This is a genomic window from Pseudomonas moraviensis (assembly GCF_900105805.1).
Lineage (GTDB): Bacteria > Pseudomonadota > Gammaproteobacteria > Pseudomonadales > Pseudomonadaceae > Aquipseudomonas > Aquipseudomonas moraviensis_A.
In genome coordinates, this window is sequence record NZ_LT629788.1 from 5,031,047 (window position 1) to 5,046,266 (window position 15,220).

Sequence of the window (15,220 nt, forward strand, 5' to 3'; positions counted from 1 at the left end):
CAATTTGCTGAAGCGAGGCCATCTGGTCACGACTCAGTACCCGAATTTCTTGACGACCATAGAGCGTTGGAACCACCTGATCCCATCCCGAACTCAGCAGTGAAACGATGCATCGCCGATGGTAGTGTGGGGTTTCCCCATGTGAGAGTAGGTCATCGTCAAGATTAAATTCCGAAACCCCAATTGCGAAAGCAGTTGGGGTTTTGTTTTAGTAGAAGTTCCTGTTTTTGCTGGCTTGTTACCGTGTTGACGGGCCAGATAAAGAATTTCTTGACGACCATAGAACATTGGAACCACCTGATCCCATCCCGAACTCAGCAGTGAAACGATGTATCGCCGATGGTAGTGTGGGGTTTCCCCATGTGAGAGTAGGTCATCGTCAAGATTGAATTCCGAAACCCCTGTCTGCTAACGCAGACAGGGGTTTTGTCATTTAAGCGTGTACAAAGATCAGGCTGTTTTACGGGCCTTGCTGCTGCGTCTTGCCTGCCACTTGCGCCACCAGATATAAACCCCCGTCCCTGACAACCCCGCAATCAACACACCCAATACTGCGATCATTATCTGCCCTGTCACCCCGATGATCCGTCCCCCATGTATCGGCAACTGGAGTCGGAAGAACTGCTCCCCAAGCGTGCCCTGTCCTGCTATTTCCTGTCCTAATAATCGGCCATCGGTACCGTGAAAGAACAACCAGGATTTACCGTGTGCGTCCGTATCGTGCTGCCCAAATCCGGCGCCGTAGAAGTTGTACTCAAAGCTGTAATACAACTCGCCGATTGCCGCCGTCAGTCCTAATCGCTTCCCCTCCTGCAATGCCCTTTCGTACACCTGTTGATAGCTCAACTGTGTCGTCCCCAGTTCATCGACTGGCATTTGCCCTCTGGCTTCATAAACGCTCGGCTCTATCGGCGAAAATAGCGAAACAGCAGGCTTGAACACCTGACTAGGCAAGTTCATCGCGACGCTGCTGACGGCGATCGGCAACAGCAGCAGCCATAGCCATAATCCTCCGGCGCGGTGCAGGTCGAAGTTCAAGCGGTAGGCATGCCCGCTTTTCACCTTCCACGCAGTAGCCCATTTCTTCCAGAATGGCTTGCCACGCGGGAAGGTCAGCCACAATGCGACAAAACAGTCGATCACCCACGCGATGGCCACCAGGCCCATCAACAGCAATCCCCAGTTACCCGGCAATGTCAGGTTGTAGTGAAACTCCAGAATGAACGGGATCAGGTTCTCCCGCTGAAAACAGCATTCACCCCAATAGCGCGCGCCTTTTTGCTCCGCGCTGACCGGGTCCAGATAGAACACTTGATTGCGTTCATCGAACGGCTGGCCCGTCGCAGGATCGTTGCGTGGAACTGCCGCCAGCAGCGCCGTATGCCCCGCCTCATGGGGATACTCCATGTACCAGACCTGCAGTTTCGGATGTGCAGTCTGCACCGCATCCACCAACGCGCCCGGCGACAAGCGCTCACCGACTGACGTCGCCTCAAAGAACTGCGGATTCAGCCATTCATCCAGTTCGTGATTGAACGCCAGCACACTGCCGGTCAGCCCGGCCAACAATAGAAACACCGCAATGGCCAAGCCAATGTAACGATGCAACAAAACCAGAAACGCACGCATGCAAGACACCCCGAAGAAACGACAAAGCCAGCCCCTGAGATCAGGCGCTGGCTTTTTTATACGCAGGACAATGCTTTAGAACTGATAGCTGACGGTCGCCGCTACGTTGCGTTCTTCGCCCATGTAGCAGAAGTTCAGACTGGCGCAGGACGCGACATAGGATTCGTTGGTCAGGTTGTTCGCATTGAGCCGAACATCAACACCCTTCAAACCAATCTTGCCCAGGTCATAACCAATCGACGCGTCGAACAACGTATAGGAGGGCACCTTCATGGTGTTCTCGGCATCGGCCCAGCTGGAGCCGACGTAGCGCACACCACCACCCAGGCGCAGACCATCAAGTGCGGCACTGTCGAATCTGTAGTCAGCCCACAGCGAGGCCATGTGTCGCGGCGCTTGAGTGGGTGAGTTGCCCTTGTTCTCGATTACGTCGGTCGGTGTACTCAAAGTGCTGATCATCGATTTGGAATACTCGATGTCAGTGAAGGTGTAACTGCCGAGTACTTTCAAGTTGTCGGTCAGTTGCATGTGCGCTTCGAGCTCCAGACCTTGCGAGCGCACAGCGCCGACCGCGCGATAGAAGTTCTCCTGGGGCAGTTTGGTCGCGAGGTTTTCCTGATCGATGCGGAACAGCGAGGCGGTGAACAAGTTGTCGGTGCCTGGTGGCTGATACTTCAATCCGACTTCCCACTGCGTGCCATCGGTGGGGGCCAGTGGGTTGCCGGCGCTGTCTGCATAGGAGTTCGGATTGAACGACTCGGAGTAGCTGATGTAGGGCGCCAGACCGTTATCGAACAGGTATAACGCGCCGGCGCGGCCAGTGAGTTTCGTGCGTCGATCATTGATCTCTGTACCAACAGGACGTCCCGCTTCAGCAATGCGGTTTTCATCGGAGGTCTCCACCCAGTCCTGACGCAGACCCAGCGAGAAGCGCCATTTGTCCATCTCGATCAGGTCTTGCAGATACACACCGGTCTGTTCGAGGCGACGCAGATAGCTGGTCTCGCCGTACATCTCGATCGCCGAGTTGCCGTACACCGGATTGAACGCATTGATCGGTGCCAGTCCACCGCTGGTCCAGTCGACCACCGTTTTACGCCGCTGATAATCCGCGCCCATCAGCACCGTATGCTTGGTCGCGCCGGTAAAGAATTCCGCCTGCAGCATGTTGTCGACGATGAACGCATGCAGGCGCTCATCACCGCCGGTGTAATAGCGGTTCAGTTCGTTGCTGGTCGGGGTGGTCCAGCCATAGGCGTAGACCTGATCCATATTCACTTTGGAGTCGAGATAGCGGAAGTTCTGCCGGGCGGTGAAGACGTCGTTGAATCGGTGTTCGAACTGGTAGCCGAACGACTGCTGGTCACGGGAATAACCATCGATCCCCGGCTCGCCCTCGAAGAAGCGCGGCGAGATACGGCCGCCATTTCGCTGATGGATCGTGCCGTCCGCCGGAACGCCGCCGTGGTAGCCGCCGTCCGGATCATGCTGTAGATAGGCCTGCAGGGTCAGCGAGGTATCTTCAGTGAAATCGATGCTCAACGTCGGGGCGAGAGCGAAGCGTTTTTCCTTGTTGTGGTCGAATTGCGTGTCGGACTGATCGCTCAATCCGGTCAGACGATAAGCAATGCGCTTGTCGTCATCGACCGGGCCACTGAAGTCAAAACCAACCCCACGCTGGCCTTGTGTCCCAACGGTGGCCTGCACCTGGTGGTATGCCTCGTACAACGGTTTTTTGCTGGTGAGTGCGACCAGACCGCCGGGTGAGCTGCGGCCGTACAGCACGGACGACGGGCCTTTGAGAATATCCACGCGTTCGAGGAAATACGGATCGACCTGCATGGTGCTGTAGGTGCCGCTGTCGCCCATCGACTTGAGGCCGTCGAGGTAGATGTTGTCCACCGAGCCGTCGTTGAAACCGCGCATCGCCACGTAGTCATACCGATGCGTGGCGCCGTATGGGTTGGTCAGCACGCCCGGGGTGTAGCGCATCGCTTGCGAGACGGTTTGCGAGCCCTGGTCATCCATTTGCTCGCGCGTGACCACGGATACGCTCTGCGAGGTTTCCAGCAACGCGGTACTGGTCTTGGTGGCGATCTGGCTGTGCGTGGCGTTGTAGCCGGCCATGCTGCCCAGCGCATTGCCGAGAGCAAAACCTTTGATGTCGGTAGTCGGCAAGGCCAGTGCTTCGCTTTCGGCGAGCGGGCGCAGGATGTAGCTGCTGCCGTCCTGGCTGACGGCTTCCAGTCCCGAGCCGCCGAGCAAATGACTCAAGGCCTGATCGGTCGAATATTCGCCCTGCACGCCCGGGGATTGCTGACCCTGGGTCTGTTGCGGCGTCATCGACAAGGTGATGCCGGCCTGCCGGGCAAACTGATTCAACGCCTCGCCCAGTGGCCCGGCAGCAATGTTGTAGCGGTGGCTGACCTCGGTGCCGGCAGGGTTGGCGGCCAGACTCAGGCTTGGTAATACGCTGACACCCAGCGCGGTGGACAGCAGGGCTGCCCGCACCGCATGGCGCAGCAGTGTCGATTCTGCAGTGAAATTCAGAGGGTTCTTACAAGTAGCGCGGACAGTCATCATGGATTTCCGTAGGCAGTCGCGAGGGCTGAGTTGAAGTGCTTACTGACTAAGCCGGACTGTCTGAAAAAACCCGCCAAAAAAATTTCACACCGCGCGCTCGAGGGTCACCCACCAACGGGTGCGGTAGCGCAGTTGCACCGGCAGCGTCTGCGGCAGGACCGCCAGCAGCCTGTCGGTGTCCTCCAGACGGAACACACCGGACAAGCGCAGCTCAGCAATATCCGCCGCGCAACTCAGAAACCCCGGGCGGTAACGGGCGACTTCAGCAATAAAGTCGCCCAGCCGCATATTGCGCGTGACAATCAAGCCATCGAGCCAGGCGCCCGCATCCATATCCAGCTTCGGTGCCGCGCGCAAACCGCCTTGATCGACCAGAAAGCTCTGCCCGGCGAGGGCTTCGAGCGAATGACCGCCAGCGCGAACCACCACTCGGCCACGGGTAACGCTGAGCCGCGTGCACTGATCTTCCTGACGCAAAATGAAACGCGCAGCGAACGGCTCATAACTCCCGTGGCGATTCTGTACGCGCAGCGGTCGATCCGTCGCCGCGCCTTCGTCAGAGCCGCCGCAGGTAATAATGATTTCGCCGCGGGTCAGTTTGATCAGGCGCTGCCGGGCGGTGTAATCCAGATCCACGGCGCTGGCGGTGTTGAGCTCGATCCGCGTGCCGTCGGGCAACTGGAAGCCGCGCCGTTCGCCGGTCGCCGTGGCGTAGTCGGCGCTCCATTGCTGCCAGGCGGCGCTGTCCTTGGCCAGCCACGCGGCAGATCCCATCAACAGCGCACCGGACAGCAACTTCAAAGCCTGGCGTCGGCCCAGCTCCTGCGCACTGTTTTCCAGGGTGTTGAACGCGACCTGCGCGCCGGGCACGGCACGCAGGCTGGAACTCAATTCGGCGTGCAGTGATTGCATCCGTTGCCAGGCGATTTCATGCTCATGGTGCTCGGCGCGCCACTGCTCGCATTGGCGAGTCAACCGGGAATTGCCGTGGTTGTTGCGCAGCCGCAGCAGCCAGTGAATCGCTTGTTTAACCACCTGTTGCCGAGGTTCAACGCGGCGACCGAGCGAGAGGTTATCCACAGGCATCAGCGCTCGTACCGCAACACATAGCAGTGAAACAACGCATCGGCGACGTAGCGTTCCACCGAGCGAACCGACACCCCCAGCTGCTCGGCGATCTGTTTGTGGGTTAGACCTTCACACTGCGCCAGCAGAAACGCCTGACGCACTTTCGGCTTCAGTCCTTCAAGCATGCGCGCAATGCTCTCCAGCAGTTCAAGCACCAATGCTCGGGATTCCGTGTCGGGTGCTTCGCCTTCAGGCAGATGAGCAATGGTTTCCAGATAAGCGCGCTCGATTTCCTCGCGGCGCCAATGGTCGATCACCAGACCGCGGGCAATGGTCCGCAAAAAGGCTCGGGGCGCTTTCAATTCGAGGCGCTCGGTGCGCTGGAGCAGACGCAGGAAAGTGTCCTGAGCCAGATCCGCGGCATCCGCCGCATTGCCCAGACGCGCGCGCAGCCAAGCGTTCAGCCAGCCGTGATGACTACCGTAAAGCGCCTGTACGACCAACTCAGGTGAAGACATGACCACGCCAGCCCGAACGTCACAAATGATAATTAGTCGCATTGTCATCAAGGGTTACCGATTTTGCAACTGTCGTCCTGAGGACAGTGAGAAAAATTTCACCTCAGCCGCTCTGGCACGCCGTTCGGCGGGAATCAGTCACGAATCTCATCCATTTCCTACTCGACCCTAAGATTTATCGCCGACTGGCCGACAGACTGGTGAGAAATGCGTGCACCAAAGTAGAGCGGCCAGAAGAATGCTGCCTGCGCTGTACATGGAATGTTGCATCCGGAACGCATACCCACTTTTGGCATAAGAAGTCCTCTGAAATGAATCTCAAGTTCAGCCATAAAATCCTCCTGGCCGCGTCGGGCGTCGTCGTCCTGGCGTTCGCCTTGTTCACGCTCTACAACGATTACTTGCAGCGAAACACCATTCGCCAGAATCTGCAGTCCTCCGTGCAGCAGGCCGGTGACCTGACCGCCAGCAGCGTGCAGAACTGGATGAGCGGGCGCATTCTGGTGCTGGAAAACCTCGCGCAGAACGTGGCTCATCAAGGCAAGAATGCCGACTTCCCCGGACTGGTCGATCAACCAGCCTTCACGTCGAACTTCCAGTTCACCTACGTCGGGCAGGCCAACGGTGTCTTCACCCAACGTCCCGATGCGAAGATGCCGGACGGTTACGATCCGCGTCAGCGCCCCTGGTACAAGCAGGCAGTGGTCGCTGACAAAACCATGCTGACGCCGCCCTACATGGCGGCAGTCGGTGGCCTGGTGGTGACCATCGCCATGCCGGTGAAGAAGGACGGCGAACTGCTCGGTGTGGTCGGCGGTGACCTGAGTCTGGAAACGCTGGTGAAGATCATCAATTCGGTGGATTTCGGTGGCCTCGGCCATGCGTTTCTGGTCAGCGGTGACGGCCAGGTGATCGTCAGCCCGGACAAAGATCAGGTGATGAAAAACCTCAAGGACATCTACCCGAACACCAACGTGCGCATCGAGAAGGGCAACCAGAACGTTGTGCTCAACGGCCAGGAACGCATTCTGTCGTTCACCCCGGTCAGCGATCTGCCGAATGCGCAGTGGTACATCGGTCTGTCGATCGATCGCGACAAGGCCTACGCCGCACTCAGCCAATTCCGCACCTCGGCGCTGATCGCCATGTTTGTCGCAGTCGCGGCGATTGCGTTGCTGCTGAGCCTGTTGATCAACGTGTTGATGCGTCCGCTGATCACCATGGGCCGTGCGATGAAAGATATCGCTCAAGGCGAGGGCGATCTGACCCGGCGTCTGGTGGTTGAAAGCAAAGACGAATTCGGTGAGTTGGGTAGCGCTTTCAACCAGTTCGTTGAACGGATTCACGCGTCGATTTCCGAAGTGTCTTCCGCCACCCGCCATGTCCATGATCTGTCGCAACGGGTGATGGCATCGTCCAACGCTTCGATCATCGGTTCCGACGAGCAAAGTGCACGCACCAACAGCGTCGCTGCCGCGATCAACGAATTGGGCGCGGCCACTCAGGAAATCGCCCGCAACGCGGCGGATGCGTCGCAGCACGCCAGTGGCGCCAGCGAGCAAGCCGATGACGGGCGTCAGGTGGTTGAGCAGACGATTCAGGCGATGACCGAGTTGTCGCAGAAGATCAGCCTGTCGTGCACGCAGATCGAGACCTTGAACGCCAGCACCGACAACATCGGCCACATTCTCGATGTGATCAAAGGCATCTCGCAGCAGACCAACCTGCTGGCGCTCAACGCGGCCATCGAAGCCGCGCGAGCCGGTGAAGCCGGACGCGGTTTTGCCGTGGTCGCCGATGAGGTGCGCAACCTTGCGCATCGCACCCAGGAGTCGGCAGAAGAGATCCACAAGATGATCACCTCGCTGCAGGTAGGTTCGCGTGAAGCGGTGAGCACGATGAACGCCAGTCAGGCGTCCAGCGAGCAGAGCGTGGAAGTGGCGAATCAGGCCGGTTTGCGCCTGGTCAGCGTGACCCAGCGCATCGGCGAAATCGACGGCATGAACCAGTCGGTGGCAGCTGCAACCGAAGAGCAGACTGCGGTGGTGGAAACCCTCAACGTCGACGTCAACCAGATCAACCTGTTGAATCAGCAGAGCGTGGCCAACCTCAACGAAACGTTGAAGGATTGTGATGCGTTGTCGCAACAGGCGAACCGGTTGAAGCAGTTGGTCGACAGCTTCAAGATCTGACCGCGTTATCGTTCTTCGCGAGCAGGCTCGCTCCCACAGGGTGACCGCATTCCTATAGAAGGAATGCAATCGAAATGTGAGAGCGAGCCTGCTCGCGAAAGCGGTGTGACATCCACCGCAAATCCGAAGCCTTAAACAAACAGCTTCAAGACATTGCCCATCGCATCATCGGCAAACCCCTGCACGAAATCCTTGAATCCCGGCAATGCTTCATCCCCACCCGCAGCCGGCTCGGCGATGATCGTCCAGGTCGCTCGCGACTTCCCTTCGCTCAGCGATTCCACCTGCATCGCCGCCCACAGATTCGCCACCCCCAGAGTGTTGTAAATCGTCGTCCAGGTCATGCGCCGTGCCTGTTCATCGCGGGCGTTGAGTTGTTCGACCACGATGTTGCCGTCCTTGAAGATTTTCTTGCGCAGCGAAGACACGCCTTCGCCGGTCATTTCGGTGTGCGACAGCGCCGGAATGAATCGATCGAAGCCGGCGAAATCGCCCACTACGGCCCAGACTTCTGCCGCGTCCGCCGGCACTTCCACCGACGACACAACATGGCAGCCTTGCGGATTTTTGATCAGGGTGTCGGGTTGCAGATTGCTCATGGTGTTGCTCCTTGTTGATGAGTCAGAGAAAGTTGATTTCTTTCAGGTAGTCGCAGCCGCGACGCAACAGCGCCGGGGATTTCTGCGGGTAGTGCGCGCCCATCTGCTGCACGCCGGCCTCGGCGTTGGCGTGGCCGATCAGCGAGATATCGCCGATGTCTTCTTCGAAACCGTTGAGGTAGAAACCGAGCACGCCGAACAGCGCGTTGTCGGCGTCGACCCGGTTCAGTTGCTGCTGCCAATCGGCAACGCTGACCAGCGAGAACTCGCTGCCGGTTTCGCGGAACGAAGCGACGTAGGTATCCCAGCTCAGCGGCTCGGGGTTGTGCAGATTGAACACTGCGCGCTCCGCTGAATAACGGCTGGCATGGAAGGCGATGAAGCGGGCGAGAAAGTCCACCGGCATCAGGTCGAAATTCAGCGCAAAGGCCGGCACCTGACCGAGCTGGATCGAGCCTTTGAGCATCAGCATCAAGCGGTTTTTGTGCGGCTGACAAACGCCGCTCAGGCTGTTGAAACTGATATTGCCCGGACGATACAGATTGACCCGCACACCGCGCTCGCGCGCTCGTTCAAGGATGCGTTCGCCGACCCACTTCGACAGGTTGTAGCCGTTGCGAATGTAGATCGGTGGCGTCGCGGCGGCGGGCAACTCGAGCACTCGACCGGCGTCATCCACGGTGCTGGAGGCCGACAGGGTCGAGACGAAATTGAAGACCTTTTTGCTCCGCCCTTCGCACAGCCTCAGCAAGGCAAAGATCGGCTCGACGTTGTCCGCTGCCAGCGACTCGTAATCGAGTACGTGGTTGACGTTGGCGGCGTTGTGCACCAGCGCGCCGAACTCGCGGTCCAGGCGCTGATAATCGTCATCGCCCAGGCCCAACTGCGGGCGACTCATATCCGCTGCATAAACCCGCACACGGCTCAGATCGAGATGCTCCAGACGGTTTTCGCGCAGGGCCTGAGCGAAGCGTTGTGTTGCCGTTTGCCCGGCGCCGTCGCGCACCAGACAGGCGACCTCGCTGGCGCCCCAACCGAGCAGCGCTTCGACGATGTGCACACCGACAAAACTGTTGGCGCCGGTGACGATGACCTTGTGCACATCGCCCATGCGGCTGATCGGCAGCGGTTCGATATCCAGCGTGCGCTCGGCGTCGGCCATGGCCTGAGCGCTGAGTGCCGCGCTGTCGTCGGTGCCGCGCACCAGCGTCGCCAGTTTGCTGATCGTCGGCAGTTCGATGAAGCGATTGATCGAAATGCTTCGGCCGAATTCCTCGCGCAAGCGCAGCAACATCCGCGACAGCAGAATCGAGTGGCCGCCGAGATTGAAGAAGCTTTCGTCGGTGGAAATGTCGCTGGTCGGCAGTTCCAGCAACTCGGCCCAGATCTCCAGCAACAGCGCTTCGTCGGCGTTCGCCGGCAGGCATTTCGCAGCGCTGTCCTGAACGCTCACCGGCAATCCCAACAGCGCCCTGCGATCGACCTTACCGTTGCTGGCGAACGGCATCTGCGGCAGTTCGGTCCATGCCACGGGTTGCATGTAGTCCGGCAGAAACTGCCGGGCATGGGCTTTCAGTTCGTCCCGGGCAGCCTCGGTCTGCGGCTGGGCGAGGAACGCCAGAATGCGCCGTTGACTGTCGATGACCACGGCAATCTGCCGATACAAGCGACTCTCGCGCAGGCAGCGTTCGATCTCTTCCGGCTCGACGCGGAAGCCACGGATTTTCACCTGATTGTCGCGCCGCCCGCACAGCTCGATACCGTGCTCGCCCCACTTGGCCATGTCGCCGCTGCGGTAGGCGCGCAAGGTCTCGCCGCCGGGCAGTGACAGGGTCAGATAGCGCTCGGCGGTCTGCTGCGGGTTGTTCAGGTAACCGAGGCAGACACCCGGGCCGACAATGAACAGTTCACCGACGGTTTGATTGGGCACCGGTTGCAGATCGTCGTCGAGAATCAGCACCTGACTGTTGGCGATCGGCGCTCCCAGCGTGCGGTTGCTGTCGCCCGGTTTCAGCTGGCGTGCGGTGATCAGCACGGTGGCTTCGGTCGGGCCGTACAGGTTGTGCAGGGTACCTTGCCGGGTCAGTTGTTCAATGACGAACGGCTCGCAGACATCGCCGCCGGTCATCACCTGCAGGCCTTCGAGTGGTTGCAGCGGCAGGATGCTCAACAGCGCCGGCGGCAGGAAGGCGTGGGTCAGTTGCCGACGGCGAATCAGCGCAACCAGTTGCAAAGGATCGCGACGCTGGGTGTCGTCCGGCACCACCAGCTCCGCGCCGACGAGCAGGCTCGGAAAGATGTCGATCAGCGACGAATCAAAGCTCAGCGACGAGAACTGCAATACCCGACTCTCGGCGCGCAATCGCACATGGTCGGCGTACCACGCAGTGAAGTGAGCGAGATTGGCCTGGCTGAGCAGCACGCCTTTCGGATGCCCGGTGGTGCCCGAGGTGTAGAGCGCCATGCACGGCGCATCGAGCTCGGGCGGGTGCAGCATCAGCGGCCGATCGAGATCGGCGTCGGTCGCCTCGATGCCACTGACATCCAGCCCTGTTATCGATTCGCTGAGCGTCTGCCGCCCATCGTGGAGCAACAACACAGCGCCGGCGTTTTCCAGGATGTATTGCTGGCGCTGCAGCGGATGACTCGGCTCCAGCGGCAAGTACACCGCGCCGCTGCCGAGAATCGCCAGGATCGAAGCGAACAACGCCGGGTTCTTGCCTTGGCAGACTCCGACCACCCACGGCTGCGGATGTTGCTCGAGCAACGGCAGCAGTCGCTGTTGAATCGCGCGGCTGTGGGCGTGCAACTGACGATAGCTGATGGTCTGTCCGCCGAGGTACAGCGCCGGCCGTTCTGCATGCTCGATCAGGCTCTGTTGCAGACGCTCGATCAGTGGGGTCTGCGCTTGCTGCAGCAGTGCAGGGTTCGCCGTATTGTTGAGGCGGTGGACGTACGCCAGTTTGTCGAGAAACAGCAGATCTTCCAGCCGTTCGAAATCCGGCGCGCTCAGCGCAGGGGCATGGCGAAAATAATCGGCATCGCGGGAAAAACGGCTGACCAGCAACGCCACTTCGTCGACCACATGGACGAGCGCTCGCTGGCGTAAGGACTGACCATTGCCGGACGGCTCATCGCCGATCGGCACACGGCTGATCAGCGACGAGCCGAGGAAGCACAGCAAGTCGAGGGTCGGCAGGCCGCCGTCAACTTGTGCAGCGACACCCAGGCGCAGGTGCAGATGCGGGATCGCGCAGAAGTCGCCGGCGCCGATAAAGCCATCGTCGATGATCAGATCCACCGCCGCGGGTGTCGCGCCGCTGCGCGTCACTGCATGGCCATGCTGTTCGAGTTCCCGGGCCAGATCGGTCATGGCCTGGCTGGCGCCGGTGAGCAAAATGTCGAGACGTTTCATGTCGGCCTCCTCAAACCAGATAGTCGCGCAGGGCGTGCTGCACACACGGTGTGTCGAGCAGCGAGCTGTTGTGGAAAAACTTGACGATGTTGCCCACCAACGGGTGGTGGCGGTTGATCGGGAAGGCCAATCCAGCGATTTCCTCACGCAGTGAACGCCGGGTGATTTCGCTGATCGGCAGTGCATCGATCAGGCGCAGGTCGAAGGACTTCTGGATGTCATTGGTCAGGTAATGGCCGATGAATACCGGCAGAATCTGCGCGATGGTTTCGCGGTCCGCGTCGCTGGCGGTGTGCCAATAGATGCGCACCATCCGCGCCCAGAAACTGGAATGGCGACCCTCGTCGAGCAAATGGTCGGCCATCAGGCCCTTGATCGACGGCTTGACCGAATCGTCGCGGGCGAACGCGGCGACGTCGCCGGTCACGGTGTTTTCGGCGATCGCCACGCAAATCAATTCCACCGCGCTGCGCAGGTGCTCCGGCGCCAGTGCCACGGCGGCGGGAATCGCCCGGCTCAGTTCGATTTCATCGGGCAACTGAATCGGTTCGATACCGGTCAGCGCCACCGTTTGCTGCATGAAATCCATGGCTACCAGCGCGTGGTAATCCTCATCGACCACCACGGTCATCGCGTCGTAGCGACAGGCGAACGGAAACGCCACGGCGAAGCGATTTTTGGCAATGCTGCGGGCGGTCTTGTCGACGATTTCGGTTTCGAAAATCACTACGTCATTGATGAATTTGTACAACGTCTGCACCAGCGCGAAATCACGCTGTTGCGGGCATTCACGCAGGAAGGTTTCGCTGAGCACCAGCGGCTGGCGGCTAAGCGGGTAGATCAGGCGCTGATCGTCTTCGAGCACCCGTCGCGGACGGGTACGAATAGTCGCGCGGGTTTCCCAGGCCTCGGCGAAGGATTGATAGTCGGCGGCGTTCATTGGGCCACCTCGACAACTTCTGCGCCCATGCTCAGGCGCAGCCCGTCCCACAGGGCGATGCGGCTTTCCACGGCGGCGATGGCGCTGGCATAGACTTCAGCTGCGCGCTGCGGATCGCCATCGACCAGACGTTCCAGCAACTGCTCGGCGGCGGGGCCGTGGTCTTCGGAATCGACTTCGATGTGCCGTTGCAGGTAATACCGGAAAGTCGGCGCCTGTTCGATGCCGATGCCCCAGTCATCGAGGATGCGCTGGAACATGGTCGGGATAACGCTCTCGCGACCATGCAGGAATGCGGCGGCGACGCTGTGTCCCGGCGCTTGCAGGGCAATCTGCAAAGTGTCGCGGACAAACTGCGCCGCCGCCGGCTCGACATCGACGCTTTGCAACGCAACGTCATAACTCACGCCTTCCTGCTGCAACGCGACGAAGCGCTCCACTGCTGTGGTGCTCGCGCCGATTTCGCGCATCGCATCCAGGTACAACTCGAAGTGGCTGTAATGGCCGGCATCGAGGCGATCGTCCGATTCCTCCCCCAGCACAATCTCGTTGATCAACCGTGCCGCGTGGGGATCGCGCGGCGGCAGCCAGGGCAAGCGTGTGCAAGTCAGTTCCTGTTGCAGGCGCTTGGTCAGCGACATGAAGTCCCATACGGCAAATACATGGGTTTCCATGAAACGGCGTAGTACCGATAACGAAGTAATCTCGGAGAAGATCGGGTGAATACTCAGTTCGGCTTTCTTCAGGGCGAGTTGCTGCTTAGTGGGCATCATGATGTCCTTTATCAGTGATATGAGGTGCACAGTTCTTTTCAGTTGCTGTAAGCGATGGAGAAAGTTGGATGGAAGTTATCCAGATACTTTCAAGATCGCGCTCTGACGCCGTTGCGGGGCCACGGTTGCTGCGTTTGGTACGTGAGGTATGCCGCGGTGAACGACAAAGTTCAAACCTGGCGAGAGAAAGCTAATACAGGGCAAAAGCAATTAACAAGTTTATTTTCAATTATTTTAAGTTGGTTGTTTTTCAAGTATGAAAGTTGCCGATAAAACTTTCAGAGCAAGTTTTATTTGGGCGAAGTTGCTCCTTTCGGCTAATTGGGGCCAAAATAGATAAAAAGAGTGAATGCCTCACTCGAAGCAACTTTTAACTAAGGAGATTGATTGAATTGATGGGGGCGAAAGTTGGCCGGGACCGGCGCCATGACTTCCTGTTTCCCGTGACAAGGCTCCTTCCGTAGGTTCCTGTTGCGGAGACTGTGCCGTCAGGGCGGCGTGTCCCCGTTCTATAGGGTTGGCGCTGGAAGAGTGCGGGTAAATTGCCGTCACGGCTATTACCGATTGGTCATTGGCATAGAGCGACAAAGCGCTGGTCCGGGCGCGGCGGGCAGCCGCGCACGCGCCGATCCGCTGCCAGAGCTGGCAGCAGAGCGGTCGCGAAGATTTGTAAGGGGATTATTCGGCGGGCGAGATGTCAGCGTGCGGTATGGCGCTTCTGCGCGGCGGGGGTCGCCAGGTAGCGGGTGATGACCTCAACGCCACGGTTGAGGTGCTGCTCCAGCAGTTCGAGTGAACGCGGGATGTCTCGCTCGATCACGGCGTGAAGCATGGCGCGGTGGTCGTCCTGAGACAGCTTGCCCAGGCCCATGGCTTCCAGGTTGAAACGCAGGAAACGTTCTTCCTCGTTGAGGCCGTCCTCCACCAGGCGCAGCAGGCGCTGATTGGGCGCCTTGCTGTACAGGGCCATGTGGAACAGACGGTTGAGGCGGCCGATTTCGTTGTAGTCGTGCTGGGCTTCCAGTTCGTCGATATAGCCGGCGGCGAGTTGATGCTCGGCGTCAGTCAGCAACGGAATCGACTGCCGTAATGCCTCGGATTCGAGCAGAATGCGCAACTCGTAGGTTTCGGTGGCATCGCCCTGGATCAGCGGCGCAACCACGGCGCCTTTGTGCGTGGTGACGCTGAGCAGCTCTTGCGCTTCCAGTTGGCGCAAGGCCTCGCGCACCGGCATACGGCTGACCCCGAACAGGTCGGCCAGATCCTGTTGGCGCAACGCTGTGCCACAGGGTAGACGGCCATCTAGAATGGCCGAGCGCAGGGTTTCTTCAATTACCGACCGGGCCAGATGCGCAGGAATCGGTCCTTCGACTTTGATGCTGTGCAGCGGTTTGGGCTTCTGAGTCACGACAACACACCCTGTAGGTCGTAATATTTGGATCCAAATGACACTAGTGATTGCTCTACAGGTTGTCAAACCTTGTAAAACATAACGCTGCCATC

Annotated in this window: 10 protein-coding genes, 2 rRNA genes and 1 pseudogene; 4 read left to right on the top strand and 9 right to left on the bottom strand. The window is 59.3% G+C overall.

Translation table 11 applies throughout. From position 1 onward, the window contains the following. The first annotated feature begins 48 nt into the window (after positions 1-48). A 5S ribosomal RNA gene (gene rrf, locus BLU71_RS22665) occupies positions 49-164 on the top strand. 105 nt (positions 165-269) lie between these two features. Continuing rightward, positions 270-385 (top strand): 5S ribosomal RNA (gene rrf, locus BLU71_RS22670). Positions 386-450: 65 nt separating this feature from the next. Here rrf (BLU71_RS22670) and BLU71_RS22675 read toward each other — a convergent pair. The 4 genes from BLU71_RS22675 to BLU71_RS22690 all read right to left on the bottom strand — a co-directional run bounded on the left by BLU71_RS22675 (position 451) and on the right by BLU71_RS22690 (position 5,798). Next, positions 451-1,629: a PepSY-associated TM helix domain-containing protein gene (locus BLU71_RS22675; protein WP_083353933.1), complete on the bottom strand. Its 1,179-nt coding sequence runs from the start codon at positions 1,627-1,629 to the stop codon at positions 451-453. A gap of 75 nt (positions 1,630-1,704) precedes the next feature. After that, entirely contained in the window at positions 1,705-4,209 is a 2,505-nt protein-coding gene (locus BLU71_RS22680) for a TonB-dependent siderophore receptor (RefSeq protein ID WP_083353934.1), read from the bottom strand. An 87-nt stretch (positions 4,210-4,296) separates the two neighbouring features. Continuing rightward, on the bottom strand, positions 4,297-5,298 hold the full coding sequence (locus tag BLU71_RS22685; protein WP_083353935.1) for a FecR domain-containing protein: 1,002 nt from the start codon (positions 5,296-5,298) through the stop codon (positions 4,297-4,299). Continuing rightward, positions 5,298-5,798, bottom strand: coding sequence for a sigma-70 family RNA polymerase sigma factor (locus BLU71_RS22690; RefSeq protein WP_065615689.1), 501 nt, complete (start codon positions 5,796-5,798; stop codon positions 5,298-5,300). Before BLU71_RS22690 ends, BLU71_RS22685 begins: the two co-directional genes overlap by 1 nt. Before the next feature lie 311 nt (positions 5,799-6,109). On the opposite strand from BLU71_RS22690, the pseudogene BLU71_RS28215 reads away from it, so the two are divergent. Together BLU71_RS28215 and BLU71_RS28220 are read left to right on the top strand one after the other, a co-directional pair. Beyond that, positions 6,110-7,135: pseudogene (locus tag BLU71_RS28215) on the top strand (cache domain-containing protein); the annotation flags it as partial. 69 nt (positions 7,136-7,204) lie between these two features. After that, on the top strand, positions 7,205-7,990 hold the full coding sequence (locus tag BLU71_RS28220) for a methyl-accepting chemotaxis protein (RefSeq protein ID WP_371919881.1): 786 nt from the start codon (positions 7,205-7,207) through the stop codon (positions 7,988-7,990). 131 nt (positions 7,991-8,121) lie between these two features. On the opposite strand, the gene BLU71_RS22700 is transcribed toward BLU71_RS28220, so the two are convergent. The 5 genes from BLU71_RS22700 to BLU71_RS22720 form a co-directional block, all read right to left on the bottom strand. Continuing rightward, positions 8,122-8,589 carry an SRPBCC family protein gene (locus tag BLU71_RS22700; RefSeq protein WP_064364555.1) on the bottom strand — a complete coding sequence of 156 codons (468 nt, stop codon included), beginning with the start codon at positions 8,587-8,589 and terminating at the stop codon, positions 8,122-8,124. 22 nt (positions 8,590-8,611) lie between these two features. Next, on the bottom strand, positions 8,612-12,004 hold the full coding sequence (locus BLU71_RS22705) for an amino acid adenylation domain-containing protein (protein ID WP_083353936.1): 3,393 nt from the start codon (positions 12,002-12,004) through the stop codon (positions 8,612-8,614). A 10-nt stretch (positions 12,005-12,014) separates the two neighbouring features. Next, positions 12,015-12,944: a diiron oxygenase gene (locus tag BLU71_RS22710; RefSeq protein WP_083353937.1), complete on the bottom strand. Its 930-nt coding sequence runs from the start codon at positions 12,942-12,944 to the stop codon at positions 12,015-12,017. Continuing rightward, a complete protein-coding gene (locus BLU71_RS22715; protein WP_064364557.1) occupies positions 12,941-13,717 on the bottom strand; it encodes a DUF3050 domain-containing protein in 777 nt (258 codons plus the stop codon). The genes BLU71_RS22710 and BLU71_RS22715 overlap by 4 nt, the downstream gene beginning before the upstream one ends. Positions 13,718-14,414: 697 nt before the next feature. Next, positions 14,415-15,125, bottom strand: coding sequence for a GntR family transcriptional regulator (locus BLU71_RS22720; protein ID WP_064364558.1), 711 nt, complete (start codon positions 15,123-15,125; stop codon positions 14,415-14,417). Positions 15,126-15,220 lie beyond the last annotated feature (95 nt).